Origin of the sequence: Paenibacillus sp. W4I10, from assembly GCF_030816325.1 — a bacterium.
GTDB lineage: Bacteria > Bacillota > Bacilli > Paenibacillales > Paenibacillaceae > Paenibacillus > Paenibacillus amylolyticus_B.
In genome coordinates this window covers 469,654-487,992 of the sequence record NZ_JAUSXX010000001.1, presented here as the reverse complement: position 1 = coordinate 487,992, position 18,339 = coordinate 469,654, and the positions used below count along the sequence as shown (strand labels likewise).

Genomic DNA, 18,339 nt, shown 5'->3' with positions numbered 1-18,339 from the left:
TGCATTATAACACCTCAATGCCGCCATCGCACCCTGTCATCACTTTTCTCTGACAATTATATCGAAGTCCCATCACAAAGAAATCCGCCGAAGTTCCCCTCGGCGGTCATGCTTCCGTGCTCTATTAAACTGTTATTCCCCTGTTTTTGTCAACCGTGCGATGAAAAAACCGTCGCTGTGAGCGTATTGTGGCAAAATCTGAATACCACCGTTCACGGCCTTCAAATTCACTGTCTCCGATTCGGACCAGACCGATGTTTCTGCTGGACTATATTCCGGATGTCGATTCAAGAAATCTGCAACCATATCCTCATTCTCAGCAGGCTCAATCGTACACGTGCTATACACCAGAATACCACCTGGTTTTAACAACGGCGCAACCCGATCAAGTAGTTCACGCTGCAAACCTGCGATATCTTCGATATCTTCTACGGTTTTGGTCCATTTCACATCAGGCTTGCGGCGAATAACACCTAGACCCGAACATGGTGCATCCAGCAAAATGCGATCAAACGACGCTTCCGGATACCGCTCGTTCAGATCAAGAGCATCTCCAGTTACCGCATCGATGCAACTCAGACCGAGACGCTCCGCCTGATCCAGGATCAACTGGCGCTTATGAGCATGTACATCGTTAGCGACAATACGACCACGATCGTGCATTTTTTCAGCCATGTGAGCTGTTTTACCACCTGGAGCTGCGCAGCAATCCAATACAAGCTGGTCTTCTACAGGCGCAACCGCTTCAGCGACGAGCATGGAACTTTCGTCCTGTACAGAGAATAGGCCGTCCCGATACCAGGACGTTAGAGCCATATTTCCGCCACTACGCACAAGAATACCATCGGAACTCAACTGAGAAGCTTCAACGACTGCACCTGTGCTTGCCATCTCATGCATCAGTTTCTCCCGTGTGGTCATTGTTGTATTGACTCGGACACTCACTGCTGGAGGCTCGTTATTCGCACGACAGATCGCTTCCGCCGTCTCCTCGCCGTACTGGGCAATCCAGCGTTTAACCATCCATAACGGGTGGGAATGCTCAAGTGAAATACGTTCGGCAACGGGCAGATGTTCTGGAATACGAAGTTCATCCCGATTACGGATCATATTGCGAAGTACACCATTCACCATACCCGAGATTCCCTGATGGCCCAGTTTCTTCGCCAGATTAACCGCTTCGCTCACCACGGCATGCTCCGGAATACGATCCAGGTATATCATCTGATATACGCTGATTCGAAGCAGGCTACGAACCCACGGTTGCAGTTTGGATACTCCTTTGGCGACGTAACGTTCCAGAAAATAATCAAGTGTATTCAATCTGGCGATTGTTCCATACACCAATTCGGTAGCTAGTCCAGCATCTGCGGGGCTTAGTTCCGCCTCTTTCAGACGACGGTTCAACTCCAGATTACTGTATGCTCCATCTTGCTCAACAGCACTCAGAACCTTGACTGCCAATGCACGAGCAGATGTTTTGGGTTTCTGGGAGCGAGATGCACCACCCGATTTACCCGAATTAGGATGACGGTTTCCTTCACGCCCGGATGAATTTCCAGTAGCTTTCTGGCCTTTTCCTGACGAACGACCTGGTATGTTACCGCTCATCGCAGCACCGTTCCAGGTTTCAGTGTACCACCGCGAGCAAAGTCAGCGGCCTGCATCACCTTTTTGCCTGCAGGCTGCACCTCAGTCAACCACAGAGACCCATTACCTGTACGAACTTCAATCCCTGCTTTGCTCAATTGCAGCACGGTTCCCGGCTCTGCTTGTCCAGCATCCGAAGAAGTTGCCAGATCCACCTGATCCGGGTTAGCCGCAGCCCAGACTTTAAAGACCTGATCATCCCACATCGTAAATGCACCGGAGAACGGCACAAGACCACGAATCTGATTGAACAGTTCGCGTGAAGTACGATTCCAGTCCATTTTCTCGTCATCCCGAGTCAGATTACGAGCATACGAAGCCTCGGCATCATCCTGAGGGACCGCCGTTGTCTCGCCTGCAATCAATCGTGGCATTTCTGCCTGAAGCAGTTTGGAACCAGCCTCACTTAATTTATCAAACATCGATCCTGATGTATCTTCATCCGTAATCGGCAGTTCCACACGCGAGATCATATCTCCGGTGTCCAGGCCTTCAGCCATATACATCAATGTGACTCCTGTCACGGATTCCCCGTTAATAATGGAACGTTGGATCGGGGCTCCTCCGCGATATTTTGGCAGAAGAGAGCCATGTACGTTCACACAACCGCGAACAGGCATATCCAGCACAGCTTTGGGCAGAATCTGTCCAAAGGCCGCGGTCACGATCAGATCCGGCTTCCATTCAGCCAAGCGGGCTACGGCTTCCGGATCACGCAATTTAACAGGTTGAAACACCGGCAGATCATGGCGTTCTGCCGCGGCCTTAACCGGTGTTGGCGTAAGTACTTTTTTGCGTCCCTGTGGTTTATCAGGCTGAGTCACCACACCCACCACATTGTATCCCTCTGCCATCAGCATATCGAGAGAAGGAACTGCAAATTCAGGTGTTCCCATAAAAACAATATTCAAATCGATCACTCCTTAATTACGACGCGGTCCCGTTTGATCGGCTGCAATTTCGTACACTTTCTCGGCGACATCCGTAAAGAGTACGCCATCCAGATGATCAATCTCATGCTGGAATGCACGGGACAGCAAGCCACTACCCGTAATAATCAGCTCTTTGCCTTCACGATCCAGACCTTTAACCGTAACGGTCTCGAAACGGCGAACATCACCATTAATTCCAGGGATACTCAGACAACCTTCCGGTCCAAATTGTTCTCCCTCACTTGCAATGATCTCCGGGTTAATCATCTTGATCAGCCCTTGCTCATCACCTGCGTCGATAACAATCAGACGTTTCAAAATACCAACCTGCGGCGCAGCAAGACCCACACCTTCTGCATCGTACATGGTATCAGCCATATCATCCAGCAATTTTTGTACATTTGGTGTAATTTTAGTTACTTCTTTGGCTCTCTTGTGGAGCACCTCATCTGGTTCTTGCACGATAATGCGAATCGACATGTTGTAAGCACCTTCCTAATCCTCATCATAATTTCAGGACGATATCTGTATTTTTGGGGTATTCATTTTAATCTATGTTTATACCGCTTGTTTACATCCGCATTGCTGCAAAATGCTTACATTAACATTTGCGGGTCTACATCCAGACTAATAAGCAATTTCTGCGCCTGAACATCATCGTCCATGCGCCGGGCCGTTGCCAGAGCGAGTCCTATGGCGTCTACATCCCCCCGCCATTTTATCATACATTGGAATCTGTATCTATTCTTGATCCGAGGAATCGGAGACGCTACCGGCCCTAGTACATCAAAGGCATCATTGCTGAATCGATCCAAACTGCCGAGCCATCCGGCTGCATTAGCCTTCTCTTTCAGTATTCGCGTGTAGTTCTCGGCAAGACGAATCAATACCGGAAGCTGCTCATGCGAAAAGGTCACCAGAATCAGGCGACAGTAAGGCGGATATTGCAAATTGCGACGGTGCAGCAATTCCTCACGTACAAACGACACGTAGTCATGCTGACTCGCATGGCCAATGGAGTAGTGTTCCGGCGTATAGGACTGAACAAACACTTCACCAGGCAATTGGTGCCGACCAGCTCGGCCAGCTACCTGTGTTAATAACTGAAACGTTTTTTCCGCAGCACGGAAATCAGGTAAATTCAACGCTGAATCCGCTGTTATTACGCCAACCAGGGTTACATCCGGGAAATCAAGTCCCTTCGCAACCATCTGGGTGCCCAGCAATACATCCGCCTTTTTCTCACGAAACTGTTTCAGCAGCTTCTCGTGCGCCCCTTTTTCCGTTGTTGTATCCACATCCATCCGAATGACCCGAATACCCGGGAAGAGCTTGGCAAGCTCTTCCTCGACTCGCTGTGTACCTGTACCAAAGTATCGAATATGCTCGCTTCCACAATCCGGACACACTTCCGGGGCCGCTTCCGCATACCCGCAGTAATGACAACGGAGATTATTCGAGCGCTGATGATATGTTAATGAAATATCACATTCGGGACAACCTGCCACATATCCACAACTTCGGCACATAACAAAGGTCGAATATCCACGGCGATTCAGTAGAAGCACAGTCTGTTCACCACGCTCCAAGCGCTCCTCCAGCCCTTTGTGCAAAGCCCTGCTGAACATGGAACGGTTGCCATCCTTCAACTCTTCACGCATATCAACGATCCGCACTTCAGGCAGCTTGTTACCCAGTGCCCGTGTTGGCATCTCCAGCAAGAGTGGTGCAAAATCATCATTACTCTGCGAGCGTGCCGCATAATAACTTTCCAGCGAAGGTGTCGCTGAACCCAGAACAACCACGGCCTGGTGCTGCTGTGCTCTTTTTACGGCTACATCACGGGCATGATATTTCGGAGTTTCCTCCTGTTTGTAGGAAGTCTCGTGTTCCTCATCCATAATGATCAACCCAAGCCGACTGAACGGAGCAAATACAGCTGAACGCGCCCCAATCGCAACCTTCACCTGACCCTCACGAATCTTGCGCCATTCATCATAACGTTCACCACCAGACAGACGACTGTGCGTAACAGCAACTTGGTCCCCAAATCGCCCTTTAAAACGTTCTACCATCTGTGGTGTGAGTGCAATCTCGGGCACCAGAACGATAGCTTGCCGATCCTGCTCGATGCATTGTTGAATGGTTTGAAGATAGACTTCCGTCTTGCCACTTCCCGTAACACCATGTAACAAAAACACCCCATGGCGTTGTTCCTGCAATCGGCCATTGATATTGTCGTAGACAAGTTTTTGTTCATCGGTCAGAACCAGCGGTTCAGTCGCTTTGAACTTCCTGCCCTGATAAGGGTCACGAAAGACCTCAACGTCCTCGGTTACGATCAATCCCTTTTCCTCAAGCCCTTTAATCGTTGCGGCCGATACCTGTAGTGTAGATAACACTTCTTTCATCGGCATGGGCAGCAGTTCTTTCATTTCCAGCAAAAAAGCCAGAATCTCCTTCTGCCGCTGTGCTTTCGCCGGGAATGAAGCAAGTGCTTCCTGAGCAGCAGCAATATCTACAGCCAGATCAACGGACTTCATCGTTTTTTTATTTAACTTGTCCTTGATGGCCTGACTTTCCAGCAGCACGCCACCAAGCAATAATTTCTTAATTAGTGCAGCATGATTGGGATATTTTCGACTCAGTTGTTGCAGCGGTACCTGACCCCGACTTTTGACAAAACGGATGATATCCTGCTGTACTTTCTCGGTCGTAGACTCTTCTCCCCAAACAAATAACACCTCATCATCCGGTTGTGCACCCGCCATCTGTCCATCAAGTGCATCTCCCAGCGAGATGTATCGCTCTGCTTTCCCTTTCAATGCCGTCGGCACCATGACCTGCAATGACAAAATCCGGTTACTGGCATAACGTCCACTCATCCATTCGGCCAACTCAACCAAATCCTTTGACAACGGGGGAACAATGTCCAGCAACTCCTGAATCTGCTTAAGCTTGAATGTTTCCTCTCCGGTACGCGGCACAAGATCAATCACGAATCCCTGTACCGTCCGATGACCAAAAGGTACACCCACCCGGCTGCCAATCTCGATCCATTCCCTCATCGATTCAGGTACCAGGTAATCAAACGGCCGGTCTGTTTCCTTCACGGGAACATCGACTATGACCTTGGCAATCTCCATATCCTAATTCCTCCCGGCAATGCGCTCCGCCGCAATCCGAAGCAACCGATGAGCCACATCGTCCTTGGCCATCACTTGAAGCTCCTCCACCAAACCTTCCCGGTCATAGATATGTACCGCGTTGGTGTCTGTTCCAAATCCTGCACCCGTGCGGGTTACATCATTGGCTACGATCAGATCACAGTTTTTCCGTTCCAGTTTCTCACGTGCATACATCTCAACTGACTGAGTCTCCGCAGCAAAACCAATCAAAAACTGATGGGTTTTCTGTTTGCCCAGCGTTTCAAGAATATCTATATTTTTAACAAGTTCGAGCGACAACGTGTCGCCTTTCTTCTTGATCTTCTCGGTGTAAACTTCCTTTGGACGATAATCGGCAACTGCCGCCGCCTTAACCACGATATCAGCATCGCCCCACTCGCGTGATACGGCTTCATACATATCCTGTGCAGACTGTACAGGGATCAACTCAACATTCTCCGGTGGCTCGGCTTGGGTATTGCCCATAACCAATTTAACATCTGCCCCCAGATCACGCGCAGCTGCGGCTATGGCAAATCCCATTTTGCCAGATGAATCGTTGGTAATGTATCGTACTGGGTCAATGCGCTCAATCGTACCGCCAGCCGTAACAACAACCTTCTTGCCTTGTAACAATTGAGCTTGTCCCTGCCGGCTAATGTCTGCAGACTCGCGCTGTTCAAAGAAACGTTCCACCACATCCACAATGCTCTCCGGTTCTTCCAGACGTCCCTTGCCCACATATCCACACGCAAGCAGACCTTCACCCGGTTCAATCATCATGGCTCCCCGTTCAACAAGCAGGTTCATATTATGCTTTACAGCTGGATGATCATACATATGTACATTCATCGCTGGAGCAATCATGACAGGGGCTGTCGTCGCAAGAAGAGTTGTTGAGAGCATATCATCTGCCATGCCATGCGCCATCTTGGCAATCACATTGGCAGTTGCCGGAGCAACCAGAACAAGATCCGCCAGATCGGCCAGATGAATATGAGATACGACTGCTGGTTCACGCTCATCAAATGTATCGGTATATACGGTGTTTCGGGTCAACGTTTGCAGCGTCAATTCGGTAATAAACTGTGTAGCGGAAGCTGTCATAATCACATGAACATCCGCTCCCTTTTGCACCAGTCTGCTGCATAATGTTGCCGCTTTGTAAGCGGCTATGCCGCCAGTCACACCAAGCACGATTTTTTTACCGTTCAACATGTTTATTTCCCCCGATATTTATACGACGTCTAAGTAAGATTCCGTTAAAATATGCTTATTCGTAAAAAAATAACAACCTCGCGGTTGTCAATTAATCCGGCTTGCGCCGTATGCAGTTGAAGAGCAGCCGCAGGCGGCTTACTCTTCTTCTTCGTCCTGTCCTTTGATGACAACGAGCAGGTCTCCATAGATTTCTTCCAGTGCAACGCCAACTTGTTTATGGGATCTCGCACCTCTTAAATCCGTTTTTTCACCTTCACGTAGCTGTCTAGCCCGGCGGGAAGCAGCAACAACAAGGGAATACTTGCTGTCGACTTTGTTCATCATTTCATCAATAGAAGGATACAGCATATTAACAAACACCTCTTCGCATTAGTATAATCGCAAGTTGCCGCCTGACAGAACTGATGTGGCATGTCTTCACACCCGGGCATTCCGAGAAGGAGTGCTTCAGTATATGATATGACAACTGCCCCACTTATATCGCATTCTTCAGCGGCAAAAGGGATTATTTATTGATCTTACAATGTTCGGCGATTATGATGCTTTCTATTCTCTTGCACGCCAAATCAATTTCATCATTAACAACAGCGTAATCATACTGCTCCAGCAGACTGATCTCATCAACCGCCACGGACATCCGGTGATCAATGGTCGCTTGGCTTTCGGTACCACGGCCCTGAATGCGATCTTTCAGCTCGTCCAATGAAGGAGGAAGCAGGAAAACAAAGATCCCTTCCGGGAATTTCTCTTTCACTTTTAACGCGCCTTGAACCTCAATCTCCAGAATGATGTCGCGGCCTTCGTTAATCGTTTTCTCTACAAAATCACGCGGTGTTCCGTAATAATTACCAACATACTCCGCATGTTCCAACAATTGATCTTCAGCAATCATGTTCTGGAACTCTTCATGACTTCTGAAGAAATAGTTCACACCATGTTCTTCACCAAGACGAGGCTGACGGGTTGTCGCCGATACGGAATAGATCAATTCCGGCACCCGTTTGCGCAAAGCGCTGCATACAGTACCCTTCCCGACCCCAGATGGGCCGGACAACACTACCAGTAATCCCTTAGACATATTACACTCCATTTTATTCGTCGTTATCATCATCTTTCGAAGAAAGACGATGGGCGACCGTCTCAGGCTGAACTGCAGACAAAATGACATGATCGCTATCCGTAATAATTACGGCACGAGTACGTCTTCCGTACGTTGCATCAATCAGCATGTGACGATCTCTTGCCTCTTGTATAATTCTCTTGATCGGCGCCGATTCCGGACTCACGATGGATATAATCCGGTTCGCCGATACGATGTTACCGAATCCAATGTTAATGAGTTTGATTGCCATAATCAGGTTCTTCCCCCTATACATGCGACTCTTTTGCCGAAATTTGGCCGTTCATTCGATATTCGCAGCTTGCTCACGAATCTTCTCCAGCTCCGCCTTCATCTCGACAACACGATTCACCAGAGCCAAATGGTTGGCTTTTGATCCAATCGTATTGACTTCCCGATTCATCTCTTGAATTAGAAAGTCCAATTTACGACCTACAGGCTCATCACTCTTCAGCAGTTCCCTGCTCTGTCCAAAGTGACTCTGTAGACGCGTAAGCTCCTCTTCTATGTTAGAACGATCGGCAAACATTGCAATTTCCATACCCAATTTATGCTCATCAAAAGGGAAAGAGCCTTCTTCCTGCATTTCCGTAAGCCTCTGTCTTAGCTTGTTGCGGTAATCACTTACCACAGTCGGTGCAAGATCAAGCATCTCGGTATGCAGTGACTCCAGACGGGTAATCCGCCGTTCCAGATCACTGGCCAGATGAAGACCCTCGCGAGCGCGCATCTGTTCAAGGCTGGACAGAGCCTCTTTCAATCCTTCCTGCAGAACTCGCTCCCATTCGTCCTTCTGCTCTTCGGGAATGGAACTTGTCCCATCCGAATGAACCATGACGTCCGGCAGCCCAAGCATATCCACAATACTTGGTTTGCCCTGCATTCCATATTGGGTCTCCAGTTGCTCTGCAGCCTGCAGATAGGCCCTGACCGTCTGTTCATTCAGAACAGCGGGAAGAGCCTGGTCTTCCTCTTTTTCTTTCATTACATAAACATCAATCCGCCCACGTTTCAAACGACTCTGTACGATTTTCCTCAAACCGTCTTCATAATACGTCCACTCTCTTGGCAGACGCATCATCACTTCGCAATAACGATGATTAACAGATTTGATCTCTAATTGTACCTTATAGCCGCCAAAATGAAAGGCGGATTGACCGTATCCGGTCATACTGAATGACATCGGCATCACATCCGTTTTACTATTGTAATTGATTATTAGGGTTGAAACAAGTAGGACATTGATGCTCCGACTTCTCCCATACGTACTGAGTCAGTTCGGCCGTCATACCGTAGAACATAAACGGTGTCATAAGATAGATCCCTTTGAAATGCGCTGTTGCTACGTCCAGCAATTCTTTGGCAATTTTTACCCCCATCGCACGGCCTTCTTCGCCTTCCAGACCTGCCATACGGGAACGCACTTCATCCGAAAGCTGAATTCCGGGAACCTCGTTGTGCAGATACTCTGCATTCCGTCCACTCGCCAGCGGCATTACACCTATAAAAATGGGCACATCCAGATGTTTGGTCGCTTCGTGCATTGCTACAATCAACTCAGGATCATAAATCGGTTGTGTCATGATGTAATCAGCGCCAGAAGCAATTTTCTTCTCCAGACGTTGTACAGCTTTCTCCAAATATTTCACATTAGGATTAAATGCTGCTCCGATGACAAAGCCAGCTTTCTGCTTCAGCGGTTTACCTGAGAAAGCCACTCCATCGTTCAACTGTTTGATCATGCGTATGATTTCAAAAGAAGTCAGATCATATACCGAGCTTGAACCCGGCAGATCACCAAATCTTGCAGGATCTCCTGTTACAGCCAGTACATGATTAATGCCCAGAGCATCAAACCCCATCATGTGGGACTGTGTTCCAATCAGGTTCCGGTCACGGCAGGCAATGTGCACAAGTGGACGAAGGCCCGTGCGATCCTGAACAAGGTGACCCAGCGCCATGTTGCTCATCCGTGTAACCGCGAGTGAATTATCGGCCAGTGTCAGGGCATCTGCTCCTGCTGCTTTTAATGTCTCGGCACCTTTCATGAACTTGGCAATGTCCAAGTCACGCGGCGGGTCAAGTTCAACAATGACCGTGTGACGCTGCTTGACCAGATCAACGATCGTAGGCTGTCCTCCACGTCCGGAACGCTCATCCACATGTTCATGCAACACAATACGCGGTTTGGATTCTGACGGATCAGGCTCCAAAATAGGCGAAGGTATATAGTCAGCAAGCGCCTCTTTCATAGCGGTAATATGATCAGGTGTCGTACCACAGCAACCGCCGATAATACGAGCGCCCAGTTCGGCAAATTGCACTGCCGTCTGACCAAAGTACTCCGAAGTTGCACCATAACGGAACTGACCATCTACATAATCTGCTGCACCCGCATTTGGATAAACAGACATTGGAATACCAATACGTCCGGAGACGGTTTCCATGGCACGCATAATCCCGTTTGGACCTGAGCGACAGTTAAAACCAATGACGTCCGCGCCCTGCTCCCGCATAATCCGGAAGGCTTCAGGCATCGTATATCCGTCCAGTGTATGTCCTACATCCTCTACAGCGAACTGTCCAATTACAGGCAAATCACTCAGCTTGCGCGCTTGCAAAAGGGCAATATCCATTTCCTCGATATCATAGAAGGTTTCAAGCAAAATGCCATCCACGCCTTCATCAAGCAGTGCAGAGATCTGTTGTTGATAAAAGCGCTTCAGTTCACTCGTTGACACGTTCGTCCGCTTGCCACCTCGAATGGAACCAACTGCACCAAGCACATAACCGGTATCCCCAGCTACCTCTTTGGCAATGCGTACGCCGGCACGGTTCACGTCCTCCACCTTGGACTCCAGACCGAACTTGGACAACTTGTCGTAATTGGCAGAATACGTATTTGTTTCAAATATTTCTGTACCTGCATCCCGATAACGGCGATGTACATCCGCCACTACTTCAGGTGAAATCAAGTTCAATTCTTCATATGAAATCCCCACTGGGAACCCCATTTGGTACAGAAATGTTCCCATGGCCCCATCTCCAACGAGAACCCGTTCCTGCATAATTTTGCGCAAATCCGCCTTCATCCCATTTCCCCCCGCCTAGCTGTGATCATTTACATACTAATGTAACACAAAAAACGCTAAAAAACGAAGAAAAACAAAGGTTTTTGTTGAATATCCAGCTCATAAGGACTTTCTTTCCACATAACACCCAATATGTCTCTGTACAGGAGACACGACCTGTCCTTTTTGACAAAAAAAGAGGCCCGCAGGCCCCTTTGGTTAAACCTTCCACTTTTTATGAAGTGATTCCCTTAAAAACAACTTCAGCAGGTCCAGTCATGTACACATGATTGTCAGCTTCATTCCACTCAATGTGGAGATCCCCACCCTTGAGGCTGATGACTGCTGTACGATCTGTATGTCCATTCAGGACAGAGGATACCAGTGTTGCACAGGCTCCGGTTCCGCAAGCAAGTGTTGGACCCGCTCCGCGTTCCCATACACGCATGTCCACATATCCACGGTCACGAACTGTTGCGAATTCCACATTGATTTTTTTTGGGAACATGGGATGTACTTCAAGAAGTGGGCCCCAAGTTGTGAGATCAAAATTAACAGCATCATCAACATAGATAACTGCATGTGGGTTACCCATGGATACGGCAGTGAATTTGAACGCATGTCCATTTGCTTCAATGTAGTGATCAACCACTGGGTTGGCATCCACCGTTGTAGGCACTTGAAGACCGTTCAGGATCGGCTCACCCATATCGACACGAACCGTTTCCACTTTACCATCACGAATATTGAGACTTACAGGTTGTACCCCTGCACCAATCGTTTCAATGGTGATCTGCTCCTGGTTCACGTGACCATGATCGTATACATATTTGGATACACAGCGGATGGCATTACCGCACTGCTCTGCTTCCGAACCGTCCGAATTCATGATGCGCATCTGAAAGTCAGCCTTCTCCGAAGGCAGTATATAAACCAGGCCGTCCGCACCGATGCCAAAGAAACGGTTGCACCATTTCACAGCCAATTCTGCTGCATCTGCCGGAAGCTCCTTTTCACCAAATACAACGATAAAATCGTTACCAAGTCCATGCATTTTCGTAAATTCCATAATCTTGCCCACTCCTTTTGGCAGTCTGCTACCAAAGCTATATTCTTGCTCTTCTACAGGATTACCATAGAAATTCATATTCAACATTTACACAAAAAAGCTATCCTGCAAAATGCCAAAGCTTCCGCTTCGAATCATTTTGAGGATAGCATAACGAAATAGGTGAGGAAAAGGTATTGATTTTATGCCGAAAACTTTGTACTTTTCGGTACGAAGCGGCCAGAACCACCCATACGGCGGCGGTTACGACGACCACCCCACACGCTGCCTGCGCCCATAAGGAACGTGGGAATGCCTGCAGCAACGATACAGATCGCCCATTCACGCAATCCCAGAGGTACGGTTTTAAAGATCGGCTGCAACGGTTCAACGTACATCACAACCAGCATCAGTACAACCGATGAAATCACGGCAAGAACCAGATATTTGTTCTGTAAAGGATTCCGGTGGAAGATGGACCGCGAACTACGGCAATCAAAGACATGAATAAGCTGCGCCAAAACGAGTGTAGCAAAAGCCACAGACTGTGCCTTGATCAGTTGACCCGGATTATCCGGTGCAGCCTGAAGGGTAAGCCAGAACGCTCCGAGTGTACATAATCCAATCAATACACCCCGGCTGACGATTTTCCAACCCAATCTGCGGGCAAAAATGTTTTCCTTGGCTCCACGGGGTTTGTGTTCCATCAAATCTTTCTCAGGCTGATCTACCCCGAGCGCCATTGCAGGCAAACCATCTGTTACGAGGTTAACCCACAGAATCTGAATAGGTACGAGTGGTAGCGGCAAGCCCATCATCATTGCAAAGAACATTGTCAAAATCTCACCCACGTTTGATGCCAGCAAATAACGGATAAACTTTCGAATGTTCTCATAAATATTACGGCCTTCTTCAATGGCAGCCACGATCGTTGAGAAGTTATCATCACTCAGAATCAGCGCCGAAGCTTCCTTCGTGACATCTGTACCCGTAATGCCCATCGCGATCCCGATGTCTGCTGCTTTAATGGCTGGAGCATCATTGACTCCATCACCCGTCATGGCGACGACATGCCCTTTGCGCTGCAATGATTTCACGATGCGAAGCTTATGTTCAGGAGATACCCTGGAGAACACGTATATGCCCTCTACCTGTTTATCCAGTTGCTCGTCTGTCATGCCTGCCAGCTGCTGACCACTTAAGGAGGCACCTCCACGTGGAAGAATCCCGAGTTGATGAGCAATGGCTTCTGCCGTTGTTCCATGGTCACCTGTGATCATGACAGTTCGTATCCCCGCCTTGCGGCATGTGGCAATCGCATCTCGCACTTCACGACGCGGCGGATCAATCATACCTGCAAGCCCTACGAAGACAAGCTGACTCTCGGCGGCTTGTTCGTCAGCCACTTTTTCTTCCGGCCTCACTTCACGATAGGCCATTCCGAGGACACGCAGTGCTGCTCCAGCCATGCTCTCGTTAGCTGCCATCACTTTCTGTCGCAGTGTTCCAGTGAAAGGCACGACCTTACCTTCCCACAAAATATAACTACAGTGTCCGATTAACACATCCGGTGCACCTTTGGTGTAGATCATTCGGCCCCCCTGATGATGAACCAGAACCGACATGCGTTTTCGCTCCGAATCAAACGGGAATTCCTGCTGGCGGGCATACAACTCTTTGAGTCCGGCAGGAGTAAGCCCCATTTTGGAGGCCAGTGTGACCAGTGCCCCTTCCGTCGGATCACCTTTCAGCTCCCAGAATACATTGTCTCGTTGAACGGTTTCTTCTTGGAGATCACCTTTTTTTGTGTTTTTCTTGCCGTCCTTTTTGGTATCCTTGCCCTTTTTCTTGCTCCCCACCTCGCTTGCAACACTCTCGACAATACTGGCATTGTTGCAAAGCGCGCTGATCTGGAGCATTCTGCGTAGCGACTGGTCACTCTTCAGTTCTACCGTTCGACCGTTCTCCAGCATCTGTCCTTCAGGTGCATAACCATCCCCGGTAACCTTGATGTTACGTCCCTCCAGCCACACATCCGTTACCGTCATCTTGTTCTGAGTGAGCGTGCCTGTCTTATCCGAACAGATTACGGATGCACAGCCCAGAGTTTCGACGGAAGGCAGTTTGCGTACAATGGCTTTACGTTTGATCATACGCTGCACGCCTAGTGCAAGTGCAATGGTTACAATAGCCGGCAGACCCTCCGGTATGGCAGCCACCGCGAGGCTGACCCCTGCCAGAAACATGCCAACGGCTGGTTGTCCGTGCAATATCCCTGCAACGACAACCATGACAGTTAGTCCCAACGCTACAAAAATCAGAATTTTGCCCAGTTGTTCCAGCCTGTGCTGTAGCGGTGTTTCTTGCTCCTCCGTATTCTGGATCAGATCGGCGATTTTGCCCATCTCCGTCTCCATCCCCGTACGGATAACCACACCTTTGGCTGTACCACGAGTGACCATGGTACCCATAAAACCAATATTCTTCTGATCACCCAGCGGAACATCCTCATCGGCAATCGGAAGGCAATGTTTGCTTACAGGAACCGATTCCCCGGTAAGGGCCGACTCCTCGACATCCAGACTGTTTGTTTGCAACCAGCGCACATCAGCGGGTATGCGGTCCCCACTCTCCACCATGACAATATCTCCGGGTACAAGTTGTTTGGCGGCAAGGTGTACTTCCTGGCCTGAACGAAGCACTTTGGCAAGAGGTGCAGACAACTGTTTTAATGCACGAAGTGATCGTTCAGCCCGGAATTCCTGTACAAACCCCAGAATCGCATTCAGTACGATAATAGCCACAATCGTTACCGCATCCAGATACTCACCCAGCAATCCGGATACCAACGTTGCTCCCATCAACACCAGCACCATAAAATCCTTGAACTGATTCAAGAGCAATGTAATTGGAGAAATGCGTTTTCCCTCGCTCAGCTCATTCGAACCGACCACTTTCCTCTTCTCTGCTACAGCTTCATCCGTCAATCCTTCCTGCGGGCTGACGCCAAGAGTGTTACGAAGCTCTTCATCACTAAGTTGATGCCACTTGGTATGTTCCATGCTTCAAGTTTCCCTCCCAGTCTGTATTTCATCTGCTAAATAAGCTCACATGCTTCACCGGCGTGCTGGTCGACAGGCTGTACACTATGCCGGACAAACTACCTGCTCTATATGTATTCGGACAGGTCTGTGATTAGCACCCGGAAGGTGAATCCTTTCCCTGATGGACAGAATAGGCTAAAATAAAAGTCTGCGATGTTCTGCGCAGTACCGATTCCAGCGTTCAACAGGCAAGCAACGAAGAATCTGCAGCCAGTCCTTGTTTTTTTATATACCTGGTTGCACGGTTTCAGTTATATAGATGAAGCATTTGGCATGATAAATGCAGATGCTCGATAGAGAGAGGAAGTGGAAAAAATGGCATTGGACGGCATCGTAACACGGGCCATTGTTCATGAACTGCAAGGCTGCATTGGTGGACGTATCAGCAAAATCCATCAGCCGAATGGTCATGACGTAGTTCTCACCCTGCGTGCTCAGCGCGGTAATAGTAAATTGCTTGTTTCGGCAAGCCCAACCTATCCCCGTGTGCATTTTACGGAAAAGACATTCCTTAACCCTACGGAAGCACCCATGTTCTGCATGCTGCTCCGCAAGCACTGTGAAGGTGCAATCATCGAGGAGATCCGTCAGATTGGCATGGAACGTATCATCCACATTAATGTGCGCCAGCGTGACGAATTGGGGGATGTTTCGGTTAAACGGATCATCATTGAATTGATGGGGCGTCACAGTAACATTATTTTGCTTGATCCCGTTACTGGAACGATTCTGGATGGCATTCATCATGTGACTCCTTCCATCAGCAGCTACCGGGTAATTATGCCTGGATTCTCATATACTGCCCCACCCGAGCAACATAAAAGTAATCCGCTCGAAGTGAGTCGTACAGCATTCGAGGACAGCTATCATTCCGCTGAGGAAGAGGCATCACGCTGGCTTGTGAACTCCTTTAGCGGTCTTAGCCCGTTAATTGCGGGAGAGATTGCTGACCGCGGGATTGCTTCTGAAGGCACATTGAGCACTCAGGCTGTGGTTGAGGGTGAAAGCCGAGTTGAGGCTGGTGCACTCTGGAACGCTTTTGAAGCCGTGATGGGGCCTGTCAGAGATCATATCTACACGCCTGTAACCGGAACAAACGCCAAAGGCAAAATGATTTTCTCGGCCGTTCATCTTCAGAGCATTCAGGACTTGGAGAAAACCTATGACACGATGAGTAAGTGCATGGAAGATTATTACGGAGACAAGGCTGAACGGGACACGGTAAAACAGAGAGTAAGTGATCTGCTCCGTTTTCTGCAGAATGAGCGAAGCAAAAACATCAAAAAGCTGGACAACCTGAACAAGGATCTGCTGGAAGCGGACGATGCAGACAAGTTCAGACTATGGGGTGAGTTGCTGTTTGCCTCCCTGCATCAGGTCCACAAAGGGGACAAGAGCGTGGAACTTGTGAACTTCTACGATGAAGACCAAGCCAACATTACCATCCAGCTTGATCCACTGCTCACACCGTCTGACAACGCACAACGTTATTTCAAGCGTTATAACAAATACAAGAACAGTCTAGCTGTGATTCATGAGCAGCTTGGCAAAACCAAAGACGAGATTGACTATCTCGATAACCTGTTACAGCAGCTGTCCATTGCATCCATGAACGATATTGAGGAAATACGGGACGAGCTTGTGCAACAAGGATACCTTCGTGACCGCAATAAAAAAGGTAAAAAGAAGAAGAAAAGTGACCGTCCAACCGTACACCAGTTCACCTCCTCCGAGGGGATTGATATTCTTGTGGGCAAAAACAACCTGCAGAATGAGTACGTGACCAACCGTCTCGCTTCTTCCAACGACACCTGGTTGCATACCAAAGACATTCCAGGTTCACATGTCGTTATTCGCAGTACGGACTTTGGTGAAGCTACATTGGAAGAAGCAGCACAGCTTGCTGCCTATTTCAGCCAAGCCAAGGAGTCCAGCAGTGTGCCTGTGGATTACACGTTTATCCGTCATGTGCGCAAACCAAGTGGTGCGAAGCCAGGTTTTGTGATCTATGATCATCAGAAGACCTTGTTTGTCACGCCAAATGATGAATTGATCAAGAGTCTGCCATCCACGATTAAAAATGGATAAGGCTATATAAGTTGAACTAAAGATTATTTACACTGACACTGCGATGACAGAACAACCTTCCAATCGCTGTTATCCCCAGATTTTTCGATTCCCTTTTTCCAAAGGGGAAAATCCGGGGATAAAGGCGAACGCTTCGCTTTTTCAGGTTTTTTCTGTCCTCTCCGTTATCGTGTAAATGATTAGTTCCACTTATATAGATGTAACAGTAACAAAGACAGAAACAAAATCCCCTGACCATTAACGGTTCAGGGGATTTTTGTGGTTGCATTTCTTGTTTGAATGATATGTGAAGCTCAGCTTATTTAGCATTCTTATTGAATGTTAATTCATTTATATCTATAATAATTCAATTCTAAGAAATAAAAATTACTTTTAAGGAAGTGTACCATGACCCTACATATCAGAGAAACTCAACCTGATGATCTGAAACCCCTGATGGCATTAATGCATGACTATGTGGTGGGATTCTACAACAACCCCTGGCCTGGTGATCAATCCATCCAGCTTTTGATCAACAACCTGCTTAATCAGCAGATCGGTGCTCAATTCGTGGCAGAACAGGACGGAAAGCTTATCGGATTTTCCACCCTGTTCTTTACTTACAGCACGATGAAAGCAGAGCGTGTTGCCATCATGAATGACCTGTTTGTTACGGAAACATTCAGAGAGGGCGAAGCAGAAGTCAAATTATTTGCACACTGTCAGCAATATACGCGTGACCATGGATGCGCATATATGTCTTGGATCACAGCAGTGACCAATGAGCGAGCACAGCAATTATTCGAACGTCTCGGGGCTACACGTGGCGCTTGGGTAAACTATTCCATTACATAGACTATTTTTAACACAAAAAAGGGACATGAATACATGAAGGTCGAGCCTACCATGTTTCCATGTCCTATACTCCTTTGATCCTAAAATGTACTCAATAAGCAAAA

General features: G+C 48.2%; 14 protein-coding genes. 2 read left to right on the top strand and 12 right to left on the bottom strand.

Annotated elements, in window-relative coordinates; translation table 11 throughout:
* Positions 1-132: 132 nt before the first annotated feature.
* The 12 genes from rsmB to QF049_RS02095 all read right to left on the bottom strand — a co-directional run bounded on the left by rsmB (position 133) and on the right by QF049_RS02095 (position 15,271).
* On the bottom strand, positions 133-1,611 hold the full coding sequence (gene rsmB, locus QF049_RS02150; RefSeq protein ID WP_307534501.1) for a 16S rRNA (cytosine(967)-C(5))-methyltransferase RsmB: 1,479 nt from the start codon (positions 1,609-1,611) through the stop codon (positions 133-135).
* The gene (fmt, locus tag QF049_RS02145) at positions 1,608-2,561 is read right to left on the bottom strand and encodes a methionyl-tRNA formyltransferase (RefSeq protein WP_307534499.1); all 954 of its coding nucleotides are present in this window, start codon (positions 2,559-2,561) and stop codon (positions 1,608-1,610) included. The genes rsmB and fmt overlap by 4 nt, the downstream gene beginning before the upstream one ends.
* A 12-nt stretch (positions 2,562-2,573) precedes the next feature.
* Entirely contained in the window at positions 2,574-3,062 is a 489-nt protein-coding gene (def, locus tag QF049_RS02140) for a peptide deformylase (protein WP_017687449.1), read from the bottom strand.
* Between the two features lie 116 nt (positions 3,063-3,178).
* Positions 3,179-5,728: a primosomal protein N' gene (priA, locus tag QF049_RS02135; RefSeq protein WP_307534497.1), complete on the bottom strand. Its 2,550-nt coding sequence runs from the start codon at positions 5,726-5,728 to the stop codon at positions 3,179-3,181.
* Positions 5,729-5,731: 3 nt separating this feature from the next.
* Complete coding sequence (gene coaBC / locus QF049_RS02130; RefSeq protein WP_307534494.1) at positions 5,732-6,967, bottom strand: bifunctional phosphopantothenoylcysteine decarboxylase/phosphopantothenate--cysteine ligase CoaBC; 1,236 nt, start codon at positions 6,965-6,967, stop codon at positions 5,732-5,734.
* A 138-nt stretch (positions 6,968-7,105) separates the two neighbouring features.
* Positions 7,106-7,318, bottom strand: coding sequence for a DNA-directed RNA polymerase subunit omega (gene rpoZ, locus QF049_RS02125; RefSeq protein WP_036614619.1), 213 nt, complete (start codon positions 7,316-7,318; stop codon positions 7,106-7,108).
* A gap of 157 nt (positions 7,319-7,475) precedes the next feature.
* Positions 7,476-8,048 carry a guanylate kinase gene (gene gmk / locus QF049_RS02120; RefSeq protein WP_017687445.1) on the bottom strand — a complete coding sequence of 191 codons (573 nt, stop codon included), beginning with the start codon at positions 8,046-8,048 and terminating at the stop codon, positions 7,476-7,478.
* Positions 8,049-8,061: 13 nt separating this feature from the next.
* Complete coding sequence (gene remA, locus QF049_RS02115; protein ID WP_006209218.1) at positions 8,062-8,322, bottom strand: extracellular matrix/biofilm regulator RemA; 261 nt, start codon at positions 8,320-8,322, stop codon at positions 8,062-8,064.
* Positions 8,323-8,373: 51 nt separating this feature from the next.
* On the bottom strand, positions 8,374-9,273 hold the full coding sequence (locus tag QF049_RS02110; protein WP_076211386.1) for a YicC/YloC family endoribonuclease: 900 nt from the start codon (positions 9,271-9,273) through the stop codon (positions 8,374-8,376).
* Positions 9,274-9,292: 19 nt separating this feature from the next.
* The gene (locus QF049_RS02105; protein WP_307534492.1) at positions 9,293-11,182 is read right to left on the bottom strand and encodes a bifunctional homocysteine S-methyltransferase/methylenetetrahydrofolate reductase; all 1,890 of its coding nucleotides are present in this window, start codon (positions 11,180-11,182) and stop codon (positions 9,293-9,295) included.
* Positions 11,183-11,396: 214 nt separating this feature from the next.
* A complete protein-coding gene (gene dapF / locus QF049_RS02100) occupies positions 11,397-12,230 on the bottom strand; it encodes a diaminopimelate epimerase (protein ID WP_036614947.1) in 834 nt (277 codons plus the stop codon).
* A gap of 182 nt (positions 12,231-12,412) precedes the next feature.
* Entirely contained in the window at positions 12,413-15,271 is a 2,859-nt protein-coding gene (locus QF049_RS02095) for a cation-translocating P-type ATPase (protein ID WP_307534490.1), read from the bottom strand.
* 357 nt (positions 15,272-15,628) lie between these two features.
* On the opposite strand from QF049_RS02095, the gene QF049_RS02090 reads away from it, so the two are divergent.
* Together QF049_RS02090 and QF049_RS02085 are read left to right on the top strand one after the other, a co-directional pair.
* Complete coding sequence (locus QF049_RS02090) at positions 15,629-17,401, top strand: Rqc2 family fibronectin-binding protein (RefSeq protein WP_307534488.1); 1,773 nt, start codon at positions 15,629-15,631, stop codon at positions 17,399-17,401.
* 387 nt (positions 17,402-17,788) lie between these two features.
* Positions 17,789-18,235 (top strand): GNAT family N-acetyltransferase, encoded by a 447-nt coding sequence (locus QF049_RS02085; protein ID WP_307534486.1) that lies wholly within the window; start codon positions 17,789-17,791, stop codon positions 18,233-18,235.
* Positions 18,236-18,339 lie beyond the last annotated feature (104 nt).